Annotated in this window: 22 protein-coding genes; 17 read left to right on the forward strand and 5 right to left on the reverse strand. The window is 56.0% G+C overall.

All coding sequences use genetic code 11. From position 1 onward, the window contains the following. Positions 1 to 179 precede the first annotated feature (179 nt). From lepA to acpS, 7 genes are all read left to right on the forward strand, one after another. The gene (gene lepA / locus L350_RS21955; protein ID WP_022649041.1) at positions 180 to 1985 is read left to right on the forward strand and encodes a translation elongation factor 4; all 1806 of its coding nucleotides are present in this window, start codon (positions 180 to 182) and stop codon (positions 1983 to 1985) included. Between the two features lie 15 nt (positions 1986 to 2000). Continuing rightward, a complete protein-coding gene (gene lepB / locus L350_RS21950) occupies positions 2001 to 2975 on the forward strand; it encodes a signal peptidase I (RefSeq protein ID WP_022649040.1) in 975 nt (324 codons plus the stop codon). A gap of 223 nt (positions 2976 to 3198) precedes the next feature. After that, positions 3199 to 3879: a ribonuclease III gene (gene rnc / locus L350_RS21945; RefSeq protein WP_023300736.1), complete on the forward strand. Its 681-nt coding sequence runs from the start codon at positions 3199 to 3201 to the stop codon at positions 3877 to 3879. Beyond that, positions 3876 to 4781 (forward strand): GTPase Era, encoded by a 906-nt coding sequence (gene era / locus L350_RS21940; RefSeq protein WP_022649038.1) that lies wholly within the window; start codon positions 3876 to 3878, stop codon positions 4779 to 4781. Before rnc ends, era begins: the two co-directional genes overlap by 4 nt. A gap of 17 nt (positions 4782 to 4798) precedes the next feature. Further along, complete coding sequence (recO, locus tag L350_RS21935) at positions 4799 to 5506, forward strand: DNA repair protein RecO (RefSeq protein WP_015572142.1); 708 nt, start codon at positions 4799 to 4801, stop codon at positions 5504 to 5506. Between the two features lie 75 nt (positions 5507 to 5581). Continuing rightward, on the forward strand, positions 5582 to 6313 hold the full coding sequence (gene pdxJ / locus L350_RS21930) for a pyridoxine 5'-phosphate synthase (protein ID WP_015572143.1): 732 nt from the start codon (positions 5582 to 5584) through the stop codon (positions 6311 to 6313). Further along, on the forward strand, positions 6313 to 6693 hold the full coding sequence (gene acpS, locus L350_RS21925) for a holo-ACP synthase (protein WP_015572144.1): 381 nt from the start codon (positions 6313 to 6315) through the stop codon (positions 6691 to 6693). Before pdxJ ends, acpS begins: the two co-directional genes overlap by 1 nt. On the opposite strand, the gene L350_RS21920 is transcribed toward acpS, so the two are convergent. Beyond that, positions 6690 to 6950 carry a YfhL family 4Fe-4S dicluster ferredoxin gene (locus tag L350_RS21920; protein WP_023300734.1) on the reverse strand — a complete coding sequence of 87 codons (261 nt, stop codon included), beginning with the start codon at positions 6948 to 6950 and terminating at the stop codon, positions 6690 to 6692. The two genes, acpS and L350_RS21920, sit on opposite strands and share 4 nt — an antisense overlap. 56 nt (positions 6951 to 7006) lie before the next feature. Continuing rightward, positions 7007 to 7855: a MurR/RpiR family transcriptional regulator gene (locus tag L350_RS21915; RefSeq protein ID WP_023300733.1), complete on the reverse strand. Its 849-nt coding sequence runs from the start codon at positions 7853 to 7855 to the stop codon at positions 7007 to 7009. A gap of 118 nt (positions 7856 to 7973) precedes the next feature. Here L350_RS21915 and murQ point away from each other — a divergent pair, with 118 nt between their 5' ends. The 4 genes from murQ to tadA are packed head-to-tail and all read left to right on the forward strand — an operon-like array spanning position 7974 to position 11447. After that, entirely contained in the window at positions 7974 to 8870 is an 897-nt protein-coding gene (gene murQ / locus L350_RS21910; protein WP_032623750.1) for an N-acetylmuramic acid 6-phosphate etherase, read from the forward strand. 9 nt (positions 8871 to 8879) lie between these two features. Further along, positions 8880 to 10244, forward strand: a complete 1365-nt coding sequence (locus tag L350_RS21905; protein WP_023306720.1) for a PTS transporter subunit EIIC — start codon at positions 8880 to 8882, stop codon at positions 10242 to 10244. A gap of 3 nt (positions 10245 to 10247) precedes the next feature. Next, positions 10248 to 10883 carry a phosphatidylglycerophosphatase C gene (yfhb, locus tag L350_RS21900; protein WP_022649033.1) on the forward strand — a complete coding sequence of 212 codons (636 nt, stop codon included), beginning with the start codon at positions 10248 to 10250 and terminating at the stop codon, positions 10881 to 10883. A gap of 24 nt (positions 10884 to 10907) precedes the next feature. Then, positions 10908 to 11447 carry a tRNA adenosine(34) deaminase TadA gene (gene tadA / locus L350_RS21895; RefSeq protein ID WP_023300729.1) on the forward strand — a complete coding sequence of 180 codons (540 nt, stop codon included), beginning with the start codon at positions 10908 to 10910 and terminating at the stop codon, positions 11445 to 11447. Here tadA and mltF read toward each other — a convergent pair. Beyond that, positions 11335 to 12885 carry a membrane-bound lytic murein transglycosylase MltF gene (gene mltF, locus L350_RS21890; protein ID WP_032623752.1) on the reverse strand — a complete coding sequence of 517 codons (1551 nt, stop codon included), beginning with the start codon at positions 12883 to 12885 and terminating at the stop codon, positions 11335 to 11337. The two genes, tadA and mltF, sit on opposite strands and share 113 nt — an antisense overlap. Positions 12886 to 13152: 267 nt before the next feature. On the opposite strand from mltF, the gene purL reads away from it, so the two are divergent. The 5 genes from purL to glnB all read left to right on the forward strand — a co-directional run bounded on the left by purL (position 13153) and on the right by glnB (position 21507). Further along, positions 13153 to 17040 carry a phosphoribosylformylglycinamidine synthase gene (gene purL / locus L350_RS21885; RefSeq protein ID WP_032623753.1) on the forward strand — a complete coding sequence of 1296 codons (3888 nt, stop codon included), beginning with the start codon at positions 13153 to 13155 and terminating at the stop codon, positions 17038 to 17040. A 531-nt stretch (positions 17041 to 17571) separates the two neighbouring features. Beyond that, on the forward strand, positions 17572 to 19005 hold the full coding sequence (gene qseE, locus L350_RS21880) for a two component system sensor histidine kinase QseE/GlrK (RefSeq protein WP_032622390.1): 1434 nt from the start codon (positions 17572 to 17574) through the stop codon (positions 19003 to 19005). Next, complete coding sequence (qseG, locus tag L350_RS21875) at positions 19002 to 19754, forward strand: two-component system QseEF-associated lipoprotein QseG (RefSeq protein WP_032623754.1); 753 nt, start codon at positions 19002 to 19004, stop codon at positions 19752 to 19754. Before qseE ends, qseG begins: the two co-directional genes overlap by 4 nt. After that, positions 19751 to 21088 carry a two-component system response regulator GlrR gene (gene glrR, locus L350_RS21870; protein ID WP_015572150.1) on the forward strand — a complete coding sequence of 446 codons (1338 nt, stop codon included), beginning with the start codon at positions 19751 to 19753 and terminating at the stop codon, positions 21086 to 21088. The genes qseG and glrR overlap by 4 nt, the downstream gene beginning before the upstream one ends. An 80-nt stretch (positions 21089 to 21168) precedes the next feature. Further along, a complete protein-coding gene (gene glnB, locus L350_RS21865) occupies positions 21169 to 21507 on the forward strand; it encodes a nitrogen regulatory protein P-II (protein ID WP_003860685.1) in 339 nt (112 codons plus the stop codon). An 80-nt stretch (positions 21508 to 21587) separates the two neighbouring features. On the opposite strand, the gene hmpA is transcribed toward glnB, so the two are convergent. After that, positions 21588 to 22778 carry an NO-inducible flavohemoprotein gene (gene hmpA / locus L350_RS21860; RefSeq protein ID WP_032623756.1) on the reverse strand — a complete coding sequence of 397 codons (1191 nt, stop codon included), beginning with the start codon at positions 22776 to 22778 and terminating at the stop codon, positions 21588 to 21590. 304 nt (positions 22779 to 23082) lie between these two features. On the opposite strand from hmpA, the gene glyA reads away from it, so the two are divergent. Beyond that, positions 23083 to 24336, forward strand: coding sequence for a serine hydroxymethyltransferase (glyA, locus tag L350_RS21855; RefSeq protein ID WP_003860678.1), 1254 nt, complete (start codon positions 23083 to 23085; stop codon positions 24334 to 24336). Positions 24337 to 24389: 53 nt separating this feature from the next. On the opposite strand, the gene L350_RS21850 is transcribed toward glyA, so the two are convergent. After that, positions 24390 to 24812 carry a DoxX family protein gene (locus L350_RS21850; RefSeq protein WP_022649025.1) on the reverse strand — a complete coding sequence of 141 codons (423 nt, stop codon included), beginning with the start codon at positions 24810 to 24812 and terminating at the stop codon, positions 24390 to 24392. Positions 24813 to 24855: the final 43 nt, after the last annotated feature.

Here is a 24855-nt window from a genome sequence, read left to right on the forward strand (position 1 = left end):
GGGCTTTATTATTATTTACATCGCAATAAAGTAAACGCCGTCTCTTCGCGCTATACCTGACTCTAAGTGCATTTCCAGCAGACGAGGTTGTAGTGTAGAATGCTGCGTTTTCGCACTGAAAAACGTCAGGCTAAGAACAGCGGCCTCCAGGAATTCGTAAGGCATAATTATTTAACTATATGAAGAACATACGTAACTTTTCGATCATTGCTCACATTGACCACGGTAAGTCGACGCTGTCTGACCGTATTATCCAGATTTGCGGTGGCCTGTCTGATCGTGAAATGGCAGCCCAGGTTCTGGACTCCATGGACCTGGAACGCGAACGCGGTATTACCATTAAAGCCCAGAGCGTGACGCTCGACTATAAGGCTTCCGATGGTGAAACCTACCAGCTGAACTTTATCGACACCCCAGGGCACGTTGACTTCTCTTATGAAGTGTCACGCTCGCTGGCGGCCTGCGAAGGCGCGCTGCTGGTGGTGGATGCCGGGCAGGGCGTAGAGGCCCAGACGCTGGCAAACTGCTATACCGCCATGGAAATGGATCTCGAAGTGGTGCCGGTTCTGAATAAAATCGACCTGCCAGCCGCCGATCCTGAGCGCGTAGCGGAAGAAATTGAAGACATCGTCGGTATCGATGCGACCGATGCAGTGCGCTGCTCGGCAAAAACCGGCGTAGGTGTTCCGGATGTACTGGAACGTCTGGTGCGTGACATTCCGCCGCCGGAAGGTGACCCGGATGCGCCGCTCCAGGCGCTGATCATCGACTCCTGGTTTGATAACTACCTGGGTGTTGTCTCGCTGGTGCGTATTAAAAACGGTACCATGCGTAAAGGCGACAAAATCAAGGTCATGAGCACCGGGCAGGTCTACAACGCTGACCGCCTTGGCATTTTCACGCCAAAACAGGTTGACCGTACCGAACTGAAATGCGGCGAAGTGGGTTGGCTGGTCTGTGCAATTAAAGACATCCTCGGCGCGCCAGTGGGCGATACCCTGACCGGCGCACGTAACCCGGCAGATAAAGCGCTGCCAGGCTTCAAAAAGGTGAAACCGCAGGTTTATGCGGGTCTGTTCCCGGTCAGCTCCGACGATTACGAAAACTTCCGCGATGCGCTCGGAAAGCTGAGCCTCAATGATGCTTCCCTGTTCTATGAGCCAGAAAGCTCAACGGCGCTGGGCTTCGGCTTCCGCTGTGGCTTCCTCGGTCTGCTGCACATGGAGATCATTCAGGAACGTCTGGAGCGTGAATACGATCTGGATCTGATCACCACCGCCCCGACGGTTGTCTACGAAGTAGAAACCACGTCGAAAGAGGTCATCTACGTCGACAGCCCTTCCAAGCTCCCGCCGCTGAATAATATTCAGGAACTGCGCGAGCCTATCGCAGAGTGTCACATGCTGCTGCCGCAGGAGTTCCTCGGCAACGTGATCACCCTGTGTATTGAGAAGCGTGGCGTGCAGACCAACATGGTGTACCACGGTAACCAGGTGGCGCTGACCTATGAAATTCCGATGGCGGAAGTGGTGCTCGACTTCTTCGACCGTCTGAAGTCTACCTCCCGTGGCTATGCGTCACTGGACTACAACTTCAAACGCTTCCAGGCCTCGAACATGGTTCGCGTAGACGTGCTGATCAACGGCGAGCGTGTTGATGCCCTGGCGCTGATCACCCACAACGATAACGCACCGTACCGTGGTCGTGAGCTGGTTGAGAAGATGAAAGAGCTGATCCCGCGTCAGCAGTTTGACATTGCGATTCAGGCGGCCATTGGTAACCACATCATTGCCCGTTCAACCGTGAAGCAACTGCGTAAAAACGTTCTGGCTAAGTGCTACGGCGGCGACGTCAGCCGTAAGAAAAAGCTGTTGCAGAAGCAGAAAGAAGGTAAGAAGCGTATGAAGCAGGTCGGTAACGTTGAGCTGCCGCAGGAAGCATTCCTTGCCATCCTTCATGTTGGTAAAGACGGAAACGGTAAATAACCTTAAGGAGTTGGCATGGCGAACATGTTTGCCCTGATCCTGGTCATCGCTACCCTGGTAACAGGTCTGTTATGGTGCCTGGATAAGTTTATCTTCGCCCCAAAACGCCGTGAACGTCAGGCTGCCGCGCAGGCAGCCACGGGCGATACGCTGGACGCGAAAACCCTGAAAAAAGTCGGCCCAAAACCGGGCTGGCTGGAAACAGGGGCATCGGTCTTCCCGGTGCTGGCGATTGTGCTGGTGGTGCGTTCATTTATCTATGAACCGTTCCAGATCCCGTCAGGATCGATGATGCCAACGCTGCTGATCGGTGATTTCATTCTGGTTGAGAAGTTTGCCTATGGCATCAAAGATCCGATCTACCAGAAAACGCTGATCGAAACGGGTCATCCGAAACGTGGCGACATCGTGGTGTTTAAATATCCGGAAGATCCACGGCTGGATTATATTAAACGCGCGGTAGGTCTGCCGGGCGATAAAGTAACCTACGATCCGATAGCGAAGGAAGTGAGGATTCAGCCAGGCTGTAGCTCTGGAACTGCATGTGAAAATGCGCTGCCAGTCACTTACTCCAACGTTGAACCAGGTGATTTTGTGCAGACCTTCGCCCGCCGTAATGGCGGTGAAGCGACCAGCGGATTCTTCCAGGTGCCAAAAGGTGAAACCAAAGAGAACGGTATTCGTCTGGTTGAACGCAAAGAGACGCTGGGCGATGTCACTCACCGCATTCTGACCGTGCCAATCGCACAGGACCAGCTAGCAATGTACTACCAGCAGCCAGGCCAGCAGCTGGCGACCTGGATTGTGCCGCCGGGACACTACTTCATGATGGGTGACAACCGCGATAACTCTGCGGACAGCCGTTACTGGGGCTTTGTGCCGGAAGCGAATCTGGTCGGTAAAGCAACCGCTATCTGGATGAGTTTCGAGAAGCAGGAAGGCGAGTGGCCGACCGGCGTTCGCCTGAATCGTATTGGCGGAATTCATTAATTTTCGTCAAAAATAACACGTAGCGGCTTTTATTTACCGCTACGTGAATTATTTCAGCGATAAATCTCTTTGAACTAACGACATCCCCTGTCGTTGCGTATAGAATATTCCCCCGAAGTTTAAGGTTGGCCCTGCAAGGGTGCCACGGCACACGAAACCGCGTTGGTTTTCTCAGGTCGGTTTCGTGTGCTGCATTTTTGACGCATTCATTTATTGGTATCGCATGAACCCCATCGTAATTAATCGGCTTCAACGGAAGCTGGGCTACACTTTTCATCATCAGGAGTTGTTGCAACAGGCATTAACCCATCGCAGTGCCAGCAGCAAACATAATGAGCGTCTCGAGTTTTTAGGCGACTCTATTTTAAGTTTCGTGATTGCAAATGCGCTTTATCATCGTTTTCCGCGTGTGGACGAAGGTGATATGAGCCGCATGCGCGCCACGCTGGTGCGCGGCAACACCCTCGCTGAAATCGCACGCGAGTTTGAGCTGGGTGAGTGTCTGCGTCTGGGGCCGGGTGAGCTGAAAAGTGGTGGGTTCCGTCGTGAATCCATTCTTGCCGATACGGTCGAGGCTTTAATCGGTGGCGTGTTCCTGGACAGCGATATCCAGACCGTAGAAAAGATGATCCTGAACTGGTATCAGACCCGTCTGGACGAAATCAGTCCGGGCGATAAACAAAAAGATCCGAAAACGCGTCTGCAAGAATATTTGCAGGGTCGTCACCTCCCGCTGCCATCCTATCTGGTGGTGCAGGTACGTGGCGAAGCGCACGATCAGGAATTTACCATCCATTGCCAGGTCAGTGGCCTGAGTGAACCGGTGGTCGGCACGGGTTCAAGCCGTCGTAAGGCTGAACAGGCTGCCGCCGAACAGGCGTTAAAAATGCTGGAGCTGGAATGAGCGAAGAAAAAACGTATTGCGGATTTATTGCCATCGTCGGACGTCCGAACGTTGGTAAATCCACCCTGTTGAATAATCTGCTTGGACAGAAGATTTCCATTACCTCGCGTAAGGCGCAGACCACGCGTCACCGCATCGTCGGTATCCATACTGAAGGCGCTTATCAGGCGATCTACGTCGATACCCCGGGCCTGCACATGGAAGAGAAGCGTGCCATCAACCGTCTGATGAACAAGGCGGCGAGCAGCTCCATTGGCGACGTAGAGCTGGTGATTTTCGTTGTGGAAGGCACCCGCTGGACGCCGGACGACGAAATGGTCCTGAACAAGCTGCGTGACGGCAAAACGCCGGTGATCCTCGCGGTCAATAAAGTGGACAACGTGCAGGAAAAAGCCGATCTGCTGCCGCATCTGCAATGGCTGGGCAGCCAGATGAACTTCCTGGACATCGTCCCGCTGTCTGCGGAAACGGGTCTGAACGTCGATACCATCGCGGGCATCGTGCGTAAACATCTGCCGGAAGCGACTCATCACTTCCCGGAAGACTACATCACCGATCGCTCTCAGCGTTTTATGGCGTCTGAAATCATCCGTGAGAAGCTGATGCGTTTCCTGGGCGCTGAACTGCCGTACTCTGTGACGGTGGAGATCGAGCGTTTCCAGAGCAACGAGCGTGGCGGCTACGATATTAACGGTCTGATCCTCGTTGAGCGAGAAGGGCAGAAGAAGATGGTGATCGGCAATAAAGGTGCCAAGATCAAAACTATCGGAATCGAAGCCCGTAAAGACATGATGGACATGTTTGAAGCACCGGTTCACCTGGAACTGTGGGTGAAAGTGAAATCTGGCTGGGCCGATGATGAGCGTGCGCTGCGCAGCCTCGGTTACGGCGAAGATCAGTAACCTAAGACGACGAGCATATGGATGGATGGCAGCGCGCCTTTGTCCTGCATAGTCGTCCCTGGAGCGAAACCAGCCTGATGCTGGACGTCTTCACGGAAGAGTCCGGTCGCGTGCGCCTTGTTGCCAAAGGCGCACGTTCCAGACGTTCTAATCTGAAAGGTGCCTTGCAGCCTTTCACCCCGTTGCTGGTCCGCTTTGGCGGGCGAGGGGAAGTCAAAACCCTGCGCAGTGCTGAAGCCGTCTCCCTGGCGCTTCCTCTTTCTGGTATCACGCTCTACAGCGGTTTGTATGTCAACGAACTCATTTCACGGGTTCTTGAACATGAGACCCGCTTCTCTGAACTTTTCTTTGATTACCTGCACTGTATTCAGGCACTTGCTGGCGCAACCGGCACCCCTGAGCCTGTGCTGCGTCGTTTCGAACTGGCGCTGCTCGGGCACCTTGGTTACGGCGTTGATTTTCTGCACTGTGCGGGAAGCGGAGACGAGGTAGAAGACACCATGACCTATCGCTATCGTGAGGAAAAGGGCTTTATTGCCAGTGTCGTCGTCGATAACAGCACTTTTACCGGGCGCCAGCTCAGAGCACTGTATGAACGCGAGTTCCCGGACGCCGACACCCTGCGTGCGGCAAAACGCTTTACCCGAATCGCGCTCAAGCCGTATCTTGGGGGCAAACCTTTAAAGAGCCGCGAATTATTCAGGCAGTTTATGCCGAAACGCTAATGTTTTACCCCTCACCCCAGCCCTCTCCCGGAGGGAGAGGGAGAAGGTAAATGACCAAAAATACCGAGGATTGTCATGGCTGAATTACTGTTAGGCGTCAATATCGATCACATCGCCACGTTACGTAATGCACGCGGTACCGCGTATCCCGATCCGGTTCAGGCGGCATTTATCGCTGAGCAGGCTGGCGCCGACGGCATTACCGTCCACCTGCGTGAAGATCGTCGCCACATCACTGACCGCGACGTGCGCATCCTGCGTCAGACGCTGGATACCCGCATGAACCTGGAGATGGCGGTGACAGAAGAGATGCTGGCGATTGCCTGCGAGACCAAACCGCATTTCTGCTGCCTGGTGCCGGAAAAGCGTCAGGAAGTGACCACCGAAGGCGGTCTCGATGTGGCCGGGCAGCTCGACAAAATGCGCGATGCCTGCAAACGCCTGGCGGATGCCGGTATCCTGGTCTCTTTATTTATCGACGCCGATTTCACCCAGATTAAAGCCGCTGCCGACGTGGGTGCGCCGTATATTGAAATTCACACCGGCTGCTATGCCGATGCCGAAAACGACGCAGCGCAGGCGAAAGAGCTGGAGCGAATCGCCAAAGCGGCAACCTACGCCGCGAGCCTGGGACTGAAGGTGAACGCCGGACACGGCCTGACCTATCACAACGTAAAAGCCATTGCTGCCCTGCCGGAAATGCATGAGCTGAACATTGGCCACGCCATTATTGGTCGTGCGGTGATGAGCGGCCTGAAAGAGGCGGTGTCCGAGATGAAGCGCCTGATGCTGGAAGCGCGCCAGTAATGGCTATTCTGGGCTTAGGCACCGACATCGTCGAAATAGCCCGCATTGAAGCGGTGATCGCCCGCAGCGGCGATCGCCTCGCAAGACGCGTGCTGAGCGATAACGAATGGGCTATCTGGGAGGCGCATCAACAGCCGGTGCGCTTTCTGGCAAAGCGCTTCGCGGTAAAAGAGGCGGCGGCGAAAGCGTTCGGCACGGGCATTCGTAACGGCCTGGCGTTTAACCAGTTTGAAGTGTTTAACGATGAGCTGGGTAAGCCACGTCTGCGTTTATGGGGCGAGGCGCTTAAGCTGGCGGAAAAGCTGGGCGTGGCGCACATGCACGTAACGCTTGCAGATGAACGCCACTATGCCTGTGCGACGGTGATTATTGAGAGTTAAATTTTGTCCGCATGGTGCATCAGGACAAACTTATCCCACAACTGTTCTTCGTTCTCGACGTGTGCCGGATCTTTTAAGATCGTATTGGGAATTGGGCACACCTTCTGGCAGGTCGGCGTTTCATAGTGGCCGATGCATTCGGTGCAGCGGTCGCTGTTAATCTCATAAATGCTGTCGCCCATCGAAATCGCCTGGTTCGGGCATTCGGGTTCGCACATATCGCAGTTGATGCATTTTTTGGTGATTAACAGCGCCATCAGGAAATTCTCAGAAACATCACAAACAGGGCGGGCATTATACGCTCATTCGTTGTTCAAACCAGTTTTTTTACCAGCTCTTCGCTGTGCCGAATACGTTCTGGCGCACGCTCCAGATCCTGCTGAACCAGCGCCATAAACAGCAGGTCCGTCAGCATCATCTGCGCACTCGTCGACGAAATCGCCGCGCTGCGAGTGGCCTGTTCCTCGGCAATGGTATACAGGCAGCGGGTTGCCCGTTGCTGGAGCGCATTCGGGCTAAATCCGGTAATCGCCAGAATTTTTCCCCCTACGCGCAGGGCTTCGTCGGTGGCCATATTAATTTCACGTCGCTCGCCAGAATAGGAGATGGCCAGCAGTAAATCGTCAGGATCCATGGCCTGCACGGTCGCCAGCAGCGCGTGCATATCCTGTTCAACGATGGCGTTATAGCCGATTTTTGTCAGCTTCCAGCCAAAGTTACGCGCAACCAGTCCGGAGGCGCCGATCCCGGTCAACACAATACGCCGCGCGTCGCGAAGCATGGCTACGCTTTCCAGCAGTTTCTCTTCTGTGTTCACATCCAGCGTGGCATGCATTGCCGCCACGTTCTCCTTGATCAGCTTTTCGCCCACCAGACGCATCGGATCGTCGCCACGGATCTGGTTATGCACCGGCATTGACTGCGGATTCGGGTTGCTCACCAGTGCTTCACTGATCGCCAGCTTTAGCGCCGGAAAGCCCTTATAGCCTATTTTCTGGGCGAATTTCACCACGCTCGACTGGCTCACCCCGGCTTCGCCTGCCAGCTGCTGGGAGCTGAGGTGTCGCGCGCGATCGGGCTGAGAAAGTAAAAAATCCGCCAGCTTTTTATCACTCTGGGCAAACCCTGCGTAGCGCTGACGAATACGAATTAAACAGTTCATACGGTCTCCTGGCGAAAATGTGATTACCCGCGCAAATACGAATTTTGCTCGCCTGAATGAATTTTATATTCCATTATAGCGCGTTTATTATGAATTAAAAATTCCAGAGGTAAATAACATGAATCTTGGCTCTCTTGTTTCTGAAACGCGTAACCCGCAAACCATGGATCTTGATGCACTGTCCACGCTGGAGCTGGTAAACCGCTTTAATCAACAGGATACCCTCGTCGCGCTGGCAGTCAAAGAGACATTGCCTGAGGTAGCAAAAGCCGTAGACGCCGCTGCCGACGCTCTGAAAGCAGGAGGACGCATTATTTATATGGGAGCGGGAACCAGTGGGCGCCTCGGTGTGCTGGATGCCTCAGAATGTCCGCCGACTTTTGGCGTTCCGCACGGGCTGGTCGTTGGCCTGATTGCCGGTGGCCCCGGCGCGCTGCTGAAAGCGGTAGAAGGGGCAGAAGACAATAAACAGCTTGGGGAAGATGATCTCAGGGCGCTAAACCTGACCGCGCAGGATCTGGTGGTCGGGCTGGCGGCTTCTGGTCGTACGCCGTACGTCATTGGTGGACTGGAATATGCCAGACAGACCGGGTGCACCACAGTGGCCATCTCCTGTAACCCGGGCTCGCCGATTGCGCAGGTGGCCGCCATTGCCATCTCTCCGGTCGTCGGGCCGGAAGCGCTCACCGGCTCCACACGGCTGAAGTCGGGTACCGCGCAGAAGCTGGTGCTCAATATGATCTCCACCGGCGCGATGGTGAAATTTGGCAAGGTCTACCAAAACCTGATGGTGGATATGCAGGCCACTAACATCAAGCTGGTGGACAGAGCGTGTCGCATGGTGATGGAAGCGACAGGCGCCAGTCGTGAAGAGGCGGAAAAGGTGCTTCAGCAGACCGATCACGATGTAAAACCCGCCATTCTGATGATATTAACCGGGCTGGATGCAGCCGCGGCCAGAGCCAGACTCGAAGCCCATCAAGGGTTTTTACGGGCGGCATTAGAACACCAATAAGAGGCGTGTATGGACAAAACAGCAGCGCTCGCCAGCGACATCCTGCTCGGGATCGGTGGGGAAAAAAATATTCAGCGTCTTGAGAACTGTATGACGCGTGTTCGCGTCGAGGTGCATAACGACGAACAGCTTGATTTGACGCGCCTTAAGCAGCTTCCCGGCGTGAGCGGGTACGTTAAGCAGGGGCAACAGCACCAGTTGATTGTCGGTCCGGGCAAAGCGGCGCAGGTGGTAGATGCCATGCGCGCCCTGATGACGGGCGGTGAAACGGCTCCCGCCTTTGACGATGCGGAACGCACCAAAGCGCAGGCGAAAGCCAAATACAAAGCCCCTATGAGCGATGCGCTGCGCCAGCTGGCAAACGTCTTTATTCCGCTGATCCCGGCGTTTATCGCGTCGGGGCTGATCACCGGGATTATCAATATTCTTAAGCGTCCGGATATTGTCGGGGATTTTGCCACGCAGTATCCGAACCTGCTGGGTATTCTGGCGATTTTCGGCAGCGCGGTGTTTGCCATCATGAACATTCTGGTGGGGGTGAACACGGCCAAAGTGTTTGGCGGCTCGCTGGCGATGGGCGGCGTTATGGCGGGTATCCTCTCCAGCCCGCAGCTGGCGCAGATTACGCTGTTTGGCGAGGCGCTTCAGCCTGGCCGCGGCGGGGTGATTGCCGTGCTGCTGGTGGTCATTCTGATGTGCTGGATCGAGAAAAAGCTGCGCGCGGTGCTGCCAGGCTCGATTGAGCTGATCCTCAACCCGCTGCTGACCACATTGATTACCGGGAGCGTGGCGATTGTGGCGCTGCAACCGTTAGGCGGCGCCATCTCTGAAGCCATCGCCCACGGCGCGTCTCTGGCTATCGATCGCGGTGGGTTATTGGTGGGGGCTGTGCTGTCCGGAACCTTCCTGCCGTTAGTGCTGACCGGTTTGCATCAGGGGCTGGTGCCGATCCACGTCGAACTGGTACAGGCGCACGGCTATAACGCCCTGCTGCCGATCCTGTCGATGGCGGGCGTTGGGCAGGTCGGCGCGGCCATCGCGGTGCTGATGAAAACCCGCAACGCACGTCTGAAAAAGGTCATTAAAGGGGCGTTGCCGGTCGGGTTGCTCGGTATCGGCGAGCCGCTGATTTTCGGCGTTACGCTGCCGCTGGGCAAGCCGTTCCTGGCCGCCTGTCTCGGTGGCGCGGTGGGCGGGGCGTTGATTAGCTACTGGAAAGTGGCGACCGTTATCACCTTCGGGATTTCCGGTTTACCGCTGGCATTAACCATCGTGACCGGAAAAGTGATGCTCTATCTGTTAGGCTATCTGGTAGCGGTGATCGCCGGGTTCCTGTTTACTTGGCTATTAGGATTCAACGACCCAGAGGAGTAAGGTTTGGCAAATCACGAGCGTCGCGTTGTCTTTTTTGATCTGGATGGAACGCTGCATCAGCAGGATATGTTCGGCACCTTTATGCGCTATCTGCTGCGGCGCCAGCCCCTTAACGCGTTGCTGGTATTGCCCCTTTTACCCGTTATTGGCATCGCGCTACTGGTGAAAGGCCGTTCAGCGCGCTGGCCGATGAGCCTGCTGCTCTGGGGATGCACGTTTGGTCATAGCGAAGCGCGTCTTAAGCAGCTTGAACAGGATTTTGCCCACTGGTTTCGCGGGCACGTCGCCGCGTTTCCCGTGGTCCAGGCGCGCCTGACCAGCTATCTCGACGCCAACGATGCCGATATCTGGCTGATTACCGGCTCCCCGCAGACGCTGGTGGAGCAGGTCTATTATGATACGCCCTGGCTGCCGCGCGTAAACCTTATCGCCACGCAGATCGCGCGCGGCTACGGCGGCTGGGTGCTCACCCTGCGTTGCCTCGGACATGAAAAAGTGGTGCAGCTGGAGAAACGCATCGGTACGCCGCTGCGTCTGTACAGCGGCTACAGCGACAGCAAGCAGGACAACCCGCTGCTCTATTTTTGCCAGCACCGCTGGCGCGTCACGCCTCTGGGCGAACTTCAGCAACTCGAATAGTCTTATCTGTACCGGCTGTGTATAATGCCGCCCGCTTTTCGACTGGAGTATCAGCCCTTGTCCAACCCTGAACACAATCATGAATACTGGATGCGCCACGCGCTGGCGCTGGCTCAGCGCGCCTGGGAAGAGGGCGAAGTTCCCGTGGGCGCGGTGCTGGTCCATAACAATCAGGTAATTGGTGAAGGGTGGAACCGTCCGATTGGCCGTCACGATCCTACCGCGCATGCTGAAATTATGGCGCTGCGTCAGGGCGGGCTGGTGCTGCAAAACTATCGTCTGCTTGATACCACCCTGTACGTCACCCTTGAACCGTGCGTGATGTGCTCCGGGGCGATGGTGCATAGCCGAATCGGTACGCTGGTGTTTGGCGCGCGGGATGAAAAAACGGGCGCTGCTGGTTCACTGATGGACGTGCTTGGGCATCCGGGGATGAACCACCAGGTGAAAACTATCGGCGGGGTACTTGCACCAGAATGTTCGGGTCTGTTAAGTGACTTTTTTCGAATGCGTCGGCTGCAGAAAAAGCAACAAAAGGCAGAATTGAAACCGCAGGGTGATTAAGCTCGTCCGGTGCGACCACCGGATAGCTTTCAGCCAGCTGTTGCGCCTCGGCCGCCTCTTTTTCTTTCTCCAGCAGATATCCCACCAGGCTTATCTGATACTTACGAATATTTTCCACGTAGGCATACGCTTCATGCCCGCGCGCATAGCCGTACGTCAGCTTCTGGTACCACTGTTTCTGGCTAAGCAGCGGCAGGCGCTGTTTTACATCTGACCAGCTGTCCGGGTTACCTTTGGTTTTTGCCGTCAGCGTCCGCGCGTCGAGCATATGGGCATAACCCATGTTATAGGCGGCCAGCGCAAACCAGATCCGCTCCCCTTCAGGAACCGTCTCCGGCACTTTCGCCATCATATCCTGTAAATATTGCGCGCCGCCGCTGATGCTCTGTTCCGCATCGGTTCGATCGCTAATGCCGAGGCTCTGCGCGGTATTTTTGGTCAGCATCATCAACCCGCGCACGCCCGTGGGGGAGGTGGCCTGAGCATCCCAGTGCGATTCTTGGTAGGAAATTGCCGCCAGTAACTTCCAGTCAATCTCCTGAGCGTACTTCTCGAACAGCGGTTGCAGGTCCGGCAGCACGCTATCCACCGCGCGCAGGAAGGAGCGGGTGTCAACGTAATCAAAATCGTCACCGTGACCGAGATATTTCTCTTCCAGACGCGCCAGGGTGCCGTCTTCATTGATGGAATTAAAGAAATCGAGCATAGCCGCAGAGACGGTTTGATCGTCGTCTAACTGGGTAAACCAGGTTACCGGCTGTTCATCGGTCACATCCAGCGCCACGGCGATTTCAGGATGAACGCGCTGGAAAAGGCTGATCGCCACCGAATCAGCAATGGTGTAGGCCAGCTTTTTATCTTTTACCTGCTCCAGCAATTCGGTAGTGCCGAGTTTAGGATCGACCGTCCAGCTGAGGTTCGGGTATTTTTTCTCTTTCAACGCCCGCAGATCGTCAATCACCACATGGCCCGGCGCAATGGTCAATTGCTGGTCGGTAATGTCGGCCAGTGAGCGCGGGCGCAAGCTACCCACACGATAAACCACCTGCTGCGACACAGAGTAATAGGTCGGGCCCGGCTGATAATTTTTGCTGCGTTCGCTGTTGTACACCAGACCTGCGGCGAGAATATCGGCACGGTCATGGTCTAAATCATCAAACAGCTGGTTGATGTTCTGCCGCACGGTGACTTTCAGCTTCACGCCCAGATAGTCCGCAAACAGCTGTGCCAGTTCGTAATCAAGACCAATGGTTTTACCGTTGATATCGTCGTATATAAGCGGAGAGGAGAGGGTACTGACGCGCAACTCCCCCCGCTCCTGAATGGCGGCGATACGGTTTTCGGCTTTGCCGAACCAGGGGATAGACGGCCAGAGGGCCACTGCCAGCAGCAACGTAACAATGCCGATGAGCAGATAATTAATCTTTAATTTTTTCAATTAGTTAATTCTCTGCGACGCCGGTTGCCTCAGTGTGCTGTAGTCATGTTAAGAGTAGAGTTTGCCATTGATTGAGCGGCATTTTGCGCAAAGTAGCGCCAGTTGGCAACCAATTAGAGAGACAGGTCACATCTATTGTTAAACAAAAAGGATGATTTTATTTAGACGCAAACGGTTTCGTCGGCGCTCAGGATTCTCTATAATGACGCCCGTTTTCCCCCCTTGCGCACACTGTAAGCGCCCCGGCGCTTCGAAGACGAGAGACTTATGATGGAAATTCTGCGTGGTTCGCCTGCACTGTCTGCCTTCCGTATTAATAAACTGCTGGCACGTTTTCAGGCGGCCGACCTTCCGGTAAGCAATATTTACGCTGAGTATGTCCATTTTGCTGACCTGAATGCCCCCCTGAATGCAGAGGAGCGCGTACAGCTGGAACGTCTGCTTAAATATGGCCCAAGCCTGAGCAGCCATACGCCGACCGGCAAATTAATCCTCGCCACGCCACGTCCTGGCACCATCTCCCCCTGGTCTTCCAAAGCCACCGACATCGCGCACAACTGCGGCCTGAGCCAGATTAACCGTCTGGAGCGCGGCGTGGCGTACTATGTGGAAGCGTCAACCCTGAGCGACGCGCAGTGGCAGGCCGTCACAGCGGAGCTGCACGACCGCATGATGGAGAGCGTGTTTGACTCTCTGGATGATGCGCAGAAACTGTTCTCCCACCATCAGCCTGCGCCGGTACAGAGCGTGGATCTGCTGGGGCAGGGGCGTCAGGCGCTGATCGACGCAAACCTGCGTCTTGGTCTGGCACTCGCAGATGATGAAATCGACTACCTTCAGGATGCATTCGTTAAGCTGAATCGCAACCCGAACGACATCGAACTGTATATGTTCGCGCAGGCCAACTCCGAGCACTGTCGCCACAAAATTTTCAACGCCGACTGGATTATCGACGGCGAACAGCAGCCGAAGTCGCTGTTCAAAATGATCAAAAACACCATGGAGCAAACCCCTGACCACGTGCTGTCTGCCTATAAAGACAACGCCGCGGTGATGGAAGGTTCCGAGGTGGGCCGCTTCTTCGCCGACCGCGAAGCAGGGCGCTATGACTTCCACCAGGAGCCTGCGCATATCCTGATGAAAGTGGAAACCCACAACCACCCGACGGCCATCTCTCCGTGGCCGGGTGCGGCGACCGGCTCCGGCGGTGAAATCCGTGACGAAGGTGCGACCGGTCGCGGCGCGAAACCAAAAGCGGGTCTGGTCGGTTTCTCCGTTTCCAACCTGCGTATCCCGGGCTTTGAACAGCCGTGGGAAGAAGATTTCGGCAAGCCAGAGCGCATTGTGACCGCGCTGGATATCATGACCGAAGGCCCGCTGGGCGGCGCGGCGTTCAACAATGAATTTGGTCGTCCGGCGCTGAACGGTTACTTCCGTACCTACGAAGAGAAAGTGGACAGCCACAACGGCGAAGAGCTGCGCGGCTACCACAAACCAATTATGCTGGCGGGCGGGATCGGCAACATTCGCGCCGATCACGTGCAAAAAGGTGAGATCGTCGTGGGCGCGAAGCTGATCGTGCTCGGCGGCCCGGCCATGAACATTGGTCTGGGCGGTGGTGCAGCCTCGTCTATGGCTTCCGGCCAGTCTGATGCGGATCTCGACTTCGCGTCCGTGCAGCGCGACAACCCGGAAATGGAGCGCCGCTGTCAGGAAGTGATCGACCGCTGCTGGCAGCTCGGCGATGCCAACCCGATTCTGTTCATCCACGACGTGGGCGCGGGTGGGCTCTCTAACGCCATGCCGGAACTGGTGAGCGACGGCGGTCGCGGCGGGCGCTTCAACCTGCGCGATATCCTGAGCGATGAGCCAGGCATGAGCCCGCTGGAAATCTGGTGTAACGAATCCCAGGAGCGCTACGTGCTGGCGGTTGCTGCCGATCAGCTGCCGCTGTTTGACGAGCTGTGCCGCCGCGAGCGCGCGCCGTATGCCGTCATCGGTGAAGCTACCGAAGAGCAGCACCTGACTCTCAGTGATACCCATTTCGACAACCAGCCGATCGATCTGCCGCTCGACGTGCTTCTCGGCAAAACGCCGAAGATGACCCGCGACGTTACAACCCGCAAAGCGGCGGGTAAAGCGCTGGATCGTCAGGGCATTATTGTGGCGGAAGCGGTTAACCGCGTGCTGCACCTGCCTGCGGTGGCGGAGAAAACCTTCCTGGTCACCATCGGCGACCGTACCGTGACCGGTATGGTGTCACGCGATCAGATGGTCGGCCCGTGGCAGATCCCGGTCGCTAACTGCGCCGTGACCACCGCGAGCCTCGACAGCTACTACGGCGAAGCGATGGCGCTGGGTGAACGCACCCCGGTGGCTCTGCTGGACTTCGCCGCTTCTGCCCGTCTGGCGGTCGGTGAAGCGCTGACCAATATCGCCGCGACGCAGATTGGCGACATCAAACGCATCAAACTTTCCGCGAACTGGATGGCCGCTGCCGGTCACCCTGGCGAAGACGCGGGCCTGTACGAAGCGGTAAAAGCGGTGGGTGAAGAGCTGTGTCCTGCGCTCGGCCTGACCATTCCGGTGGGTAAAGACTCCATGTCGATGAAAACCCGCTGGCAGGAAGGCAGCGAGCAGCGCGAGATGACTTCGCCTCTGTCGCTGGTGATCACCGCGTTTGCGCGCGTGGAAGACGTGCGTCATACCGTTACGCCGCAGCTTTCCACTGAAGATAACGCCCTGCTGCTGATTGACCTCGGCAAAGGCCATAACGCGCTGGGTGCCACCGCGCTGGCACAGGTTTATCGCCAGCTCGGCGAAAAGCCAGCCGACGTGCGGGACGTCGCACAGTTGAAAGGCTTCTACGACGCAATTCAGGCGCTGGTGGCGCAGCGTAAGCTGCTGGCCTACCACGATCGTTCCGATGGCGGCCTGCTGGTGACGCTGGCAGAGATGGCCTTCACCGGCCACTGCGGCGTTGAAGCAAACATTGCAACGCTTGGCGAAGACCGCCTGGCGGCGCTGTTTAACGAAGAGCTTGGCGCGGTCATTCAGGTACGCGCCGCAGATCGCGACGCGGTGGAAGCGATTCTGGCGCAGCACGGTCTGGCAGACTGCGTGCACTATCTCGGTAAAGCGGTGCAGGGCGACCGTTTCGTGATTGAAGCCGACGGCCACCCGGTGTTCAGCGAAAGCCGCACCACGCTGCGTATGTGGTGGGCGGAAACCACCTGGCAGATGCAGCGCCTGCGTGACAACCCGGAATGTGCCGATCAGGAGCATAACGCGAAGGCGAACGACAACGATCCTGGCCTGAACGTGAAGCTCACCTTCGACATCAACGAAGACATTGCCGCGCCGTACATTGCGACCGGTGCGCGTCCTAAAGTGGCCGTGCTGCGCGAACAGGGCGTTAACTCCCACGTTGAGATGGCAGCGGCCTTCCACCGGGCGGGCTTTGACGCCATCGACGTCCACATGAGCGACCTGCTGGCAGGGCGTACCGGGCTGGATGATTTCCAGGCACTGGTAGCCTGCGGGGGGTTCTCCTACGGTGACGTGTTGGGTGCGGGCGAAGGCTGGGCGAAGTCCATCCTGTTCAACAGCCGCGTACGTGACGAGTTTGAAACCTTCTTCCACCGTCCGCAGACGCTGGCGCTGGGCGTGTGTAACGGCTGCCAGATGATGTCTAACCTGCGCGAGCTGATCCCGGGCAGCGAAGCCTGGCCGCGCTTTGTGCGTAACCAGTCTGACCGCTTTGAAGCGCGCTTCAGCCTGGTAGAAGTAACCCAAAGCCCGTCTCTGCTGTTGCAGGGGATGGTCGGTTCGCAGATGCCAATCGCGGTTTCGCACGGTGAAGGTCAGGTTGAAGTCCGTGATGCGGCGCACCTGGCTCAGCTTGAAAGCAAAGGACTGGTGGCGCTGCGCTTTGTTGATAACTTTGGCAAGGTCACCGAAACCTATCCGGCTAACCCGAACGGTTCGGCAAATGGCATTACCGCGGTCACCAGCGAAAGCGGTCGGGTGACGATTATGATGCCGCACCCGGAGCGTGTCTTCCGTACCGTGAGCAACTCCTGGCACCCGGAAAACTGGGGCGAGGACAGCCCGTGGATGCGCATTTTCCGCAACGCACGTAAACAACTAGGTTAAGTTTCAACGCCTGACTGTAGGCCCGGTAAGCGCGAGCGCCACCGGGCTTTTTTGTCTCTGTCGCAAATTCGCGACAACTCTCTGGTCTGAGTGTCTCCAAAAGGAGACATTTAACCTGTTGATTTATATGCGGCAGGACAGGTTCCCGTTAAGGTGTTGCTTAATAGCGACACTTAGCCTGGAAATCATTCACGTAACAATCAATACGTTTTGATAATAAAAATATTACTAATCATAAGGATAGCATTGATTTTTGCAATCTGGCACGCGTGTTGCATAATAGTAACCAGTGGCTCATTCACCTTCTTATGTCAGCCCCTTCGGGACGTGCTACATAAACTTCGAATGACGCACAAAAAGGTGCCTGCCGTCCAACTACTGATTATTGCAATGCTTTATCAGGCCAGGGCGAAACGTCGAGTTAGGCACCGCCTTATTCCATGACAAAGCCGGGTTTTTACCCGGCTTTGTTGTATCTGAAGGGCAGACTCAGTTACGCTCTCCTCAAACCCGGATGAAGAGAGTAATGTGTTGAAACGCTGGCCCGCTTTCCCTCGCTCCCTGCGACAGCTCGTTATGATGGCCTTCCTGCTGATCCTGCTACCTTTGCTGGTTCTGGCCTGGCAGGCCTGGCAAAGCCTGAACGCGTTAAGTGCACAGGCGGCCCTGACTAACCGCACCACGCTTATTGATGCTCGCCGTAGCGAGGCGATGACCAACGCCGCGCTTGAGATGGAGCGTAGCTATCGCCAGTACTGCGTGCTTGATGATCGCACGCTGGAGAGGGTCTATCAGAACCAGCGTAAACGCTACAGCGAAATGCTGGACGCCCACGCCGGGGTGCTGCCAGATGACAAACTCTATCAGGCGCTGCGTCAGGATCTGAACGATCTGGCGCAGCTCCAGTGCAAAAACAGCGGTCCTGATGCCGCCGCCGCCGCCCGACTTGAAGCCTTCGCGAACGCCAATACGGAGATGGTTCAGTCCACCCGTACGGTTATCTTTTCCCGTGGTCAGCAGCTCCAGCAGGAGATTGCCGAGCGCGGCCAGTTCTTCGGCTGGCAGGCGCTGGTGCTGTTCCTCGTCAGCCTGGGGCTGGTGCTGCTCTTTACCCGCATGATCATCGGCCCCGTGAAGGGGATCCAGCGGATGATTAACCGCCTGGGGGAGGGTAAATCTCTCGGGGATACGGTCGTTTTTAAAGGCCCGCGCGAGCTGCGCTCGGTCGGTCAACGCATCATCTGGCTTTCAGAGCGCCTGGCGTGGCTGGAATCGCAGCGCCACCAGTTCCTGCGCCATATCTCACACGAACTCAAAACGCCGCTGGCCAGCATGCGTGAAGGTACGGAACTGCTGGCCGACGAAGTGGCGGGGCCGTTAACCCCTGAGCAAAAAGAGATCGTGGCGATTCTGGATGCCAGCAGCCGCAATTTACAAAAGCTTATTGAACAGCTGCTGGACTATAACCGCAAGCTGGCGGATGGTGCAGTGGTGCTTGAAAGCGTTGAGATTGAACCGCTGGTGGACATGGTGATCTCCGCCCATAGCCTGCCAGCAAGAGCTAAAATGATGCATACCCAGGTGGAACTCAACGCGCCAGCCTGTCTTGCAGAACCGATGCTGTTAATGAGCGTACTGGATAATCTTTATTCCAATGCGGTGCACTATGGTACTGAATCCGGTACCATTTATATCAGAAGCAATAACAACGGTTCGCGGGTATTTATTGACGTAGCGAATACCGGAAGCCCGATTCCGGATGATGAAAAAACGATGATCTTTGAACCCTTCTTCCAGGGGAGTCATCAGCGAAAAGGTGCGGTAAAAGGAAGTGGTCTGGGGCTGAGTATTGCCCGCGACTGCATACGACGCATGCAGGGTGAGCTTAACATCGTGAGTGATGAACGCGCCGATGTCTGTTTTCGTATCGAACTGCCTCTTGAGCCGGAAAAATCAATGAAATGAATAACAACCTGGTGAGTATGTCACACGTCTTTTACCGCGCACTGCGCGCGGTGTTTTCCAGCAAAAATGTGCGCCTCAGCCTGCCCTGCTTACTGCTGGCAGGCTGTGTAACCCATGCACCGAAAAGTGCAATTAGCCACAAACAGGAAGATAAATGGCCGCAAAAACAGCTGGCTGATTTCCTTTCGACACGTTGCGATGATATCTGGAGCCTGTCGGGGCGTGATGTTGAATCCAATCCGCTGTTCTGGCTGCGCGGAATAGACTGCGCCCAGCGGCTGGCGCCCGCCGAGGCCCGTGCCCAGGCGGCGATGCTGGTGGACGATACCTGGCAGGACGCATTTAAACGCGGGATCGTGATGGCGGATGCAAGAATCACGCCTGTCGAACGCCGCGCCAACGTGACGCGGCTGGATACTTACGTGATCAATATTCCCCCGCAGGTGCGCCCGGTCTATCAGCTCTGGCGGGACGGACAAACCCTGCAATTACAGCTGTCTGAAGAGCGTTTCCGCTACAGCAAATTGCAGCAGTCAAGCGACAGCGAGCTTGATGCGCTTCGCCAGCAGCAGGAGTCGCTGCGCGAGCAGCTGGAAACCACCACCCGCAAGCTCGAAAATCTGACCGATATCGAAAGACAGCTCTCGACGCGTAAGCCGGCAGGCAGCTATCTGCCCGATGGGTCGAAAGGCAACTCTGCCACGACGCCAGACAGTGAGACGCCGAAACAAGAGGATGTGAAGCCATGACAAGCCGTAAACCTGCCCATCTGTTACTGGTGGATGACGATCCCGGGTTGTTAAAGCTGCTGGGGATGCGTCTGGTCAGCGAAGGCTACAGCGTGGTCACCGCTGAAAGTGGGCAGGAGGGGCTGAAAGTGCTCAGCCGTGAGAAAATCGATCTGGTGATCAGCGATTTGCGCATGGATGAAATGGATGGCCTGCAACTGTTCACGGAGATCCAGAAGCAGCAGCCCGGGATGCCGGTGATTATCCTCACCGCTCACGGATCTATTCCTGATGCGGTGGCCGCGACGCAGCAGGGGGTATTCAGCTTCCTCACCAAACCGGTGGATAAAGACGCCCTCTATAAAGCGATCGACAGCGCCCTTGAGCACGCGGCGCCATCCGGAGACGACGCCTGGCGTGAATCCATCGTGACGCGTAGCCCTGTGATGCTGCGCCTGCTGGAACAGGCGCGGATGGTGGCGCAATCCGACGTTAGCGTGCTGATCAACGGCCAGAGCGGGACCGGGAAAGAGATCCTCGCCCAGGCGATCCACAACGCCAGCCCGCGCAGTAAAAATGCTTTTATTGCCATTAACTGTGGCGCGTTGCCGGAACAGCTGCTCGAATCAGAGCTCTTCGGCCATGCCCGCGGCGCCTTTACCGGCGCGGTGAGCAGCCGTGAAGGGCTGTTCCAGGCGGCTGAGGGCGGCACGCTGTTTCTTGATGAAATTGGCGATATGCCCGCGCCGCTGCAGGTCAAATTGCTGCGCGTGTTGCAGGAGCGGAAAGTACGTCCGCTCGGCAGCAACCGCGATATCGATATCAACGTGCGTATTATTTCCGCCACCCACCGTGATTTACCCAAGGTGATGGCGCGCAACGAGTTCCGCGAAGATCTCTACTATCGACTGAATGTCGTCAACCTGAAAATCCCGGCGCTGGCCGAGCGTGCGGAAGATATCCCGCTGCTGGCAAATCACCTTTTGCGCCAGGCCGCTGACCGCCACAAACCGTTTGTGCGCGCGTTCTCCACCGATGCGATGAAACGCCTGATGACCGCAAGCTGGCCGGGTAACGTACGCCAGCTGGTGAACGTGATTGAGCAGTGCGTGGCGCTGACGTCATCGCCGGTGATCAGCGATGCGCTGGTGGAGCAGGCGCTCGAGGGGGAAAACACGGCCTTACCGACGTTTGCGGAAGCGCGAAATCAGTTCGAGCTGAACTATCTGCGCAAGCTGCTGCAAATCACCAAAGGCAACGTGACCCACGCGGCGCGCATGGCCGGGCGTAACCGTACCGAGTTCTATAAATTGCTCTCACGCCACGAGCTGGAAGCGAACGATTTTAAAGAGTAATACCGCAAAATTCGCCTGAATATGATACTGTGAGCAACCGATTACGAGGCTGCTTACTGGCAAGAGTTTAAGGACCCACCATGAAAAAAATTGATGCGATTATTAAACCTTTCAAACTGGATGATGTACGTGAAGCGCTGGCAGAAGTAGGCATCACCGGGATGACCGTAACTGAAGTGAAAGGTTTTGGTCGTCAGAAGGGCCACACCGAGCTATACCGTGGCGCAGAGTACATGGTGGACTTTCTGCCGAAAGTGAAAATCGAGATCGTGGTGAGCGATGATATCGTCGATACCTGTGTGGATACCATCATCCGCACGGCGCAGACCGGTAAAATTGGCGACGGGAAAATCTTCGTCTTTGACGTGGCGCGCGTGATCCGTATCCGTACCGGCGAAGAAGACGACGCGGCGATTTAACATTCTTGCCGGGTGGCGCTGCGCTTACCCGGCCTACAGAATCCTTCGCAGGTCCGTGCAAGCGCAGCGCCGCCGGGCGATTACAGCACTTTATGCGGGCCGAAACATTCGTAATGAATGTTGTCTTTGTTGACGCCCAGGTCTACCAGCTGCTTCGCGGCATACTGCATAAACGCTACCGGTCCACACACGTAGAACTGCATCCCCGGTGCGCTAAACGCCCCTTCGTGCTGCCCTAAATTCATCAGGCCTTCACTGTCAAAACGTGCCGCTGCGCGGTCAGCTTCAGTAGGTAAACGATACCAGGTATGCGCGGTAAAGTGTGGCAGACCCGCTCCGAGCGCTTTCACTTCATCTGCAAAGGCGTGCACATCACCGTTTTCGGCCGCGTGGAACCAGTTAACCTGCGCGCTGTGGTTTGATTTTGCCAGCGTATCCAGCATCGCCAGCATTGGCGTTTGACCAACACCTGCGGAAATCAGCGTCACCGGGGTACCCGATTCCACCGCCATAAAGAAATCACCCGCTGGCGCGGCCAGATGAACGATATCACCCACGCTGGCGACGTTATGCAGCCAGCTGGATACCTGACCGCCTTCCTCACGTTTAACCGCAATGCGATAGCCTTTGCCGTCTGGCTTGCGGGTCAGGGAGTACTGGCGAATCTCCTGGTGCGGGAAGCCTTCAGGCTTCAGCCAGACGCCCAGATACTGCCCCGGCTGGTAATCGGCAACTGGCTGGCCGTCCACCGGCTCAAACTCAAAGCTGGTGATCAGTGCGCTGCGCGGGGTTTTCTCAACGATGCGGAAAGCACGCGTGCCTTCCCAGCCGCCATTCTTGCTGGCGTTTTCGCTGTAGATCTGCGCTTCACGGTTGATGAACACGTTTGCCAGCACGCCGTATGCCTTACCCCAGGCATCCAGCACTTCCTGGCCCGGGCTGAACATTTCGTCCAGGGTTGCCAGCAGGTGACTGCCCACGATGTTGTACTGCTCAGGTTTGATCTGGAAGCTGGTGTGCTTCTGGGCGATTTTTTCCACCGCAGGCAGCAGAGCCGGCAGGTTTTCGATGTTGCTGGCATAGGCGGCAATAGCGTTAAACAGCGCTTCGCGCTGATCGCCGTTACGCTGGTTGCTCATGTTGAAAATCTCTTTGAGCTCCGGGTTATGCGCGAACATGCGATCGTAGAAATGAGCGGTCAGTTTAGGACCCGTTTCAACCAGCAGGGGGATTGTGGCTTTCACGGTAGCGATGGTTTGGGCGTCGAGCATAGCAGCTTCCTTCTGATGTTACTTTAATGATGTATTTTATATGCATCTTATAAAAATAACCCTGCAATGTAAATGGTTCTTTGCATCGTGAAAAATATGCATCACAAAGCTGAAAAGAAATCCGTTGAAAATGGCGAGAGCTTTATTGCTCAAACCCTTGCGTGGCGTGGAGGTAAACGTTTGCGTAAAATCGTTTGTCAAGACCTGTTATCGCAGAACTATTCAGTTATACTGTTGCCCGTCGTCCAACAGGACTGCCTTTTCAGGCCAAAAATTTACTTGTTAGCTGAGTCAGGAGATGCGGATGTTAAAGCGTGAAATGAACATTGCCGATTATGATGCCGAACTGTGGCAGGCTATGGAGCAGGAAAAAGTACGTCAGGAAGAGCACATCGAACTGATCGCCTCCGAAAACTACACCAGCCCGCGCGTGATGCAGGCGCAGGGTTCTCAGCTGACCAACAAATATGCTGAAGGTTATCCGGGCAAGCGCTACTACGGCGGTTGCGAATACGTTGATATCGTTGAGCAGCTGGCGATTGACCGTGCGAAAGAACTCTTTGGCGCTGACTACGCGAACGTCCAGCCGCACTCTGGCTCTCAGGCTAACTTCGCTGTTTACACCGCGCTGTTGCAGCCGGGCGATACCGTTCTGGGTATGAACCTGGCGCAGGGCGGCCACCTGACTCACGGCTCTCCGGTTAACTTCTCTGGCAAACTGTACAACATCATCCCTTACGGTATTGATGAGTCCGGTAAAATTGACTACGAAGACATGGCGAAGCAGGCCAAAGAGCACAAGCCGAAGATGATCATCGGTGGCTTCTCTGCTTACTCCGGCATCGTTGACTGGGCAAAAATGCGTGAAATCGCTGACAGCATCGGCGCGTACCTGTTCGTCGACATGGCGCACGTTGCCGGTCTGATTGCCGCTGGCGTTTACCCGAACCCGGTTCCACATGCGCACGTTGTGACCACCACCACCCACAAAACCCTGGCGGGTCCACGCGGTGGCCTGATCCTGGCGAAAGGCGGTGACGAAGAGCTGTACAAAAAGCTGAACTCCGCCGTGTTCCCAAGCGCCCAGGGCGGCCCGCTGATGCACGTTATCGCCGCGAAAGCCGTCGCGCTGAAAGAAGCGATGGAGCCAGAGTTCAAGGTTTACCAGCAGCAGGTTGCTAAAAACGCCAAAGCGATGGTGGAAGTGTTCCTGAACCGTGGTTACAAAGTGGTGTCCGGCGGGACTGAAAACCACCTGTTCCTGCTGGATCTTGTCGACAAGAACCTGACCGGTAAAGAAGCTGACGCAGCCCTCGGCCGCGCCAACATCACCGTGAACAAAAACAGCGTGCCAAACGATCCGAAGAGCCCGTTCGTGACTTCCGGTATCCGTATCGGTTCTCCGGCCGTAACTCGCCGTGGCTTTAAAGAAGCGGAAGTGAAAGAGCTGGCGGGCTGGATGTGTGACGTTCTGGACAACATCAATGACGACGCGGTTATCGAGCGAGTTAAAGGTAAAGTTCTGGACATCTGCGCACGCTTCCCGGTGTACGCATAATTCTCTGCGTTTCAGAACTGAAAAAGGCCGCTCATGCGGCCTTTTTTTATGGGCTAACGTCGGTCGAGGGAGATGGCCCCCGGCCCGGTTATCGCCAGCAAAATAAAGGCGCCAGCGATACTCACATTTTTATAGAAGTTAATCATATTTGGCAGGACCGCATCGCCCGTCATTTCCCAGTAGTGGTGTCCAATCACCGCCGTTCCCAGCGTATAGAAGACAAAGATCACCGCTAGGGGGCGGGTAAAAAAGCCCAGAACGATCAGAATCGCGGCGGGGATTTCCATTACCACCGCAATAATCGCGGCCAGCATGGGCATGGGGGCGCCGAGCGACGTCATGTACTGAACGGTGCCGCTAAACCCCGTCAGCTTGGGATAACCGAAAATAATAAACAGGACTACGATAGCAATGCGGGCAATTAAAAGCAGGAGAGAACGAGAGGATCCGAAATCGAAATAACGTAAGCTGTTCATGGCAAACGACCTCTTCAGGCGATGTCTTATAAACGTAATACAG

It is taken from the genome of Enterobacter sp. MGH 4 (assembly GCF_000534735.1).
GTDB lineage: Bacteria > Pseudomonadota > Gammaproteobacteria > Enterobacterales > Enterobacteriaceae > Enterobacter > Enterobacter intestinihominis.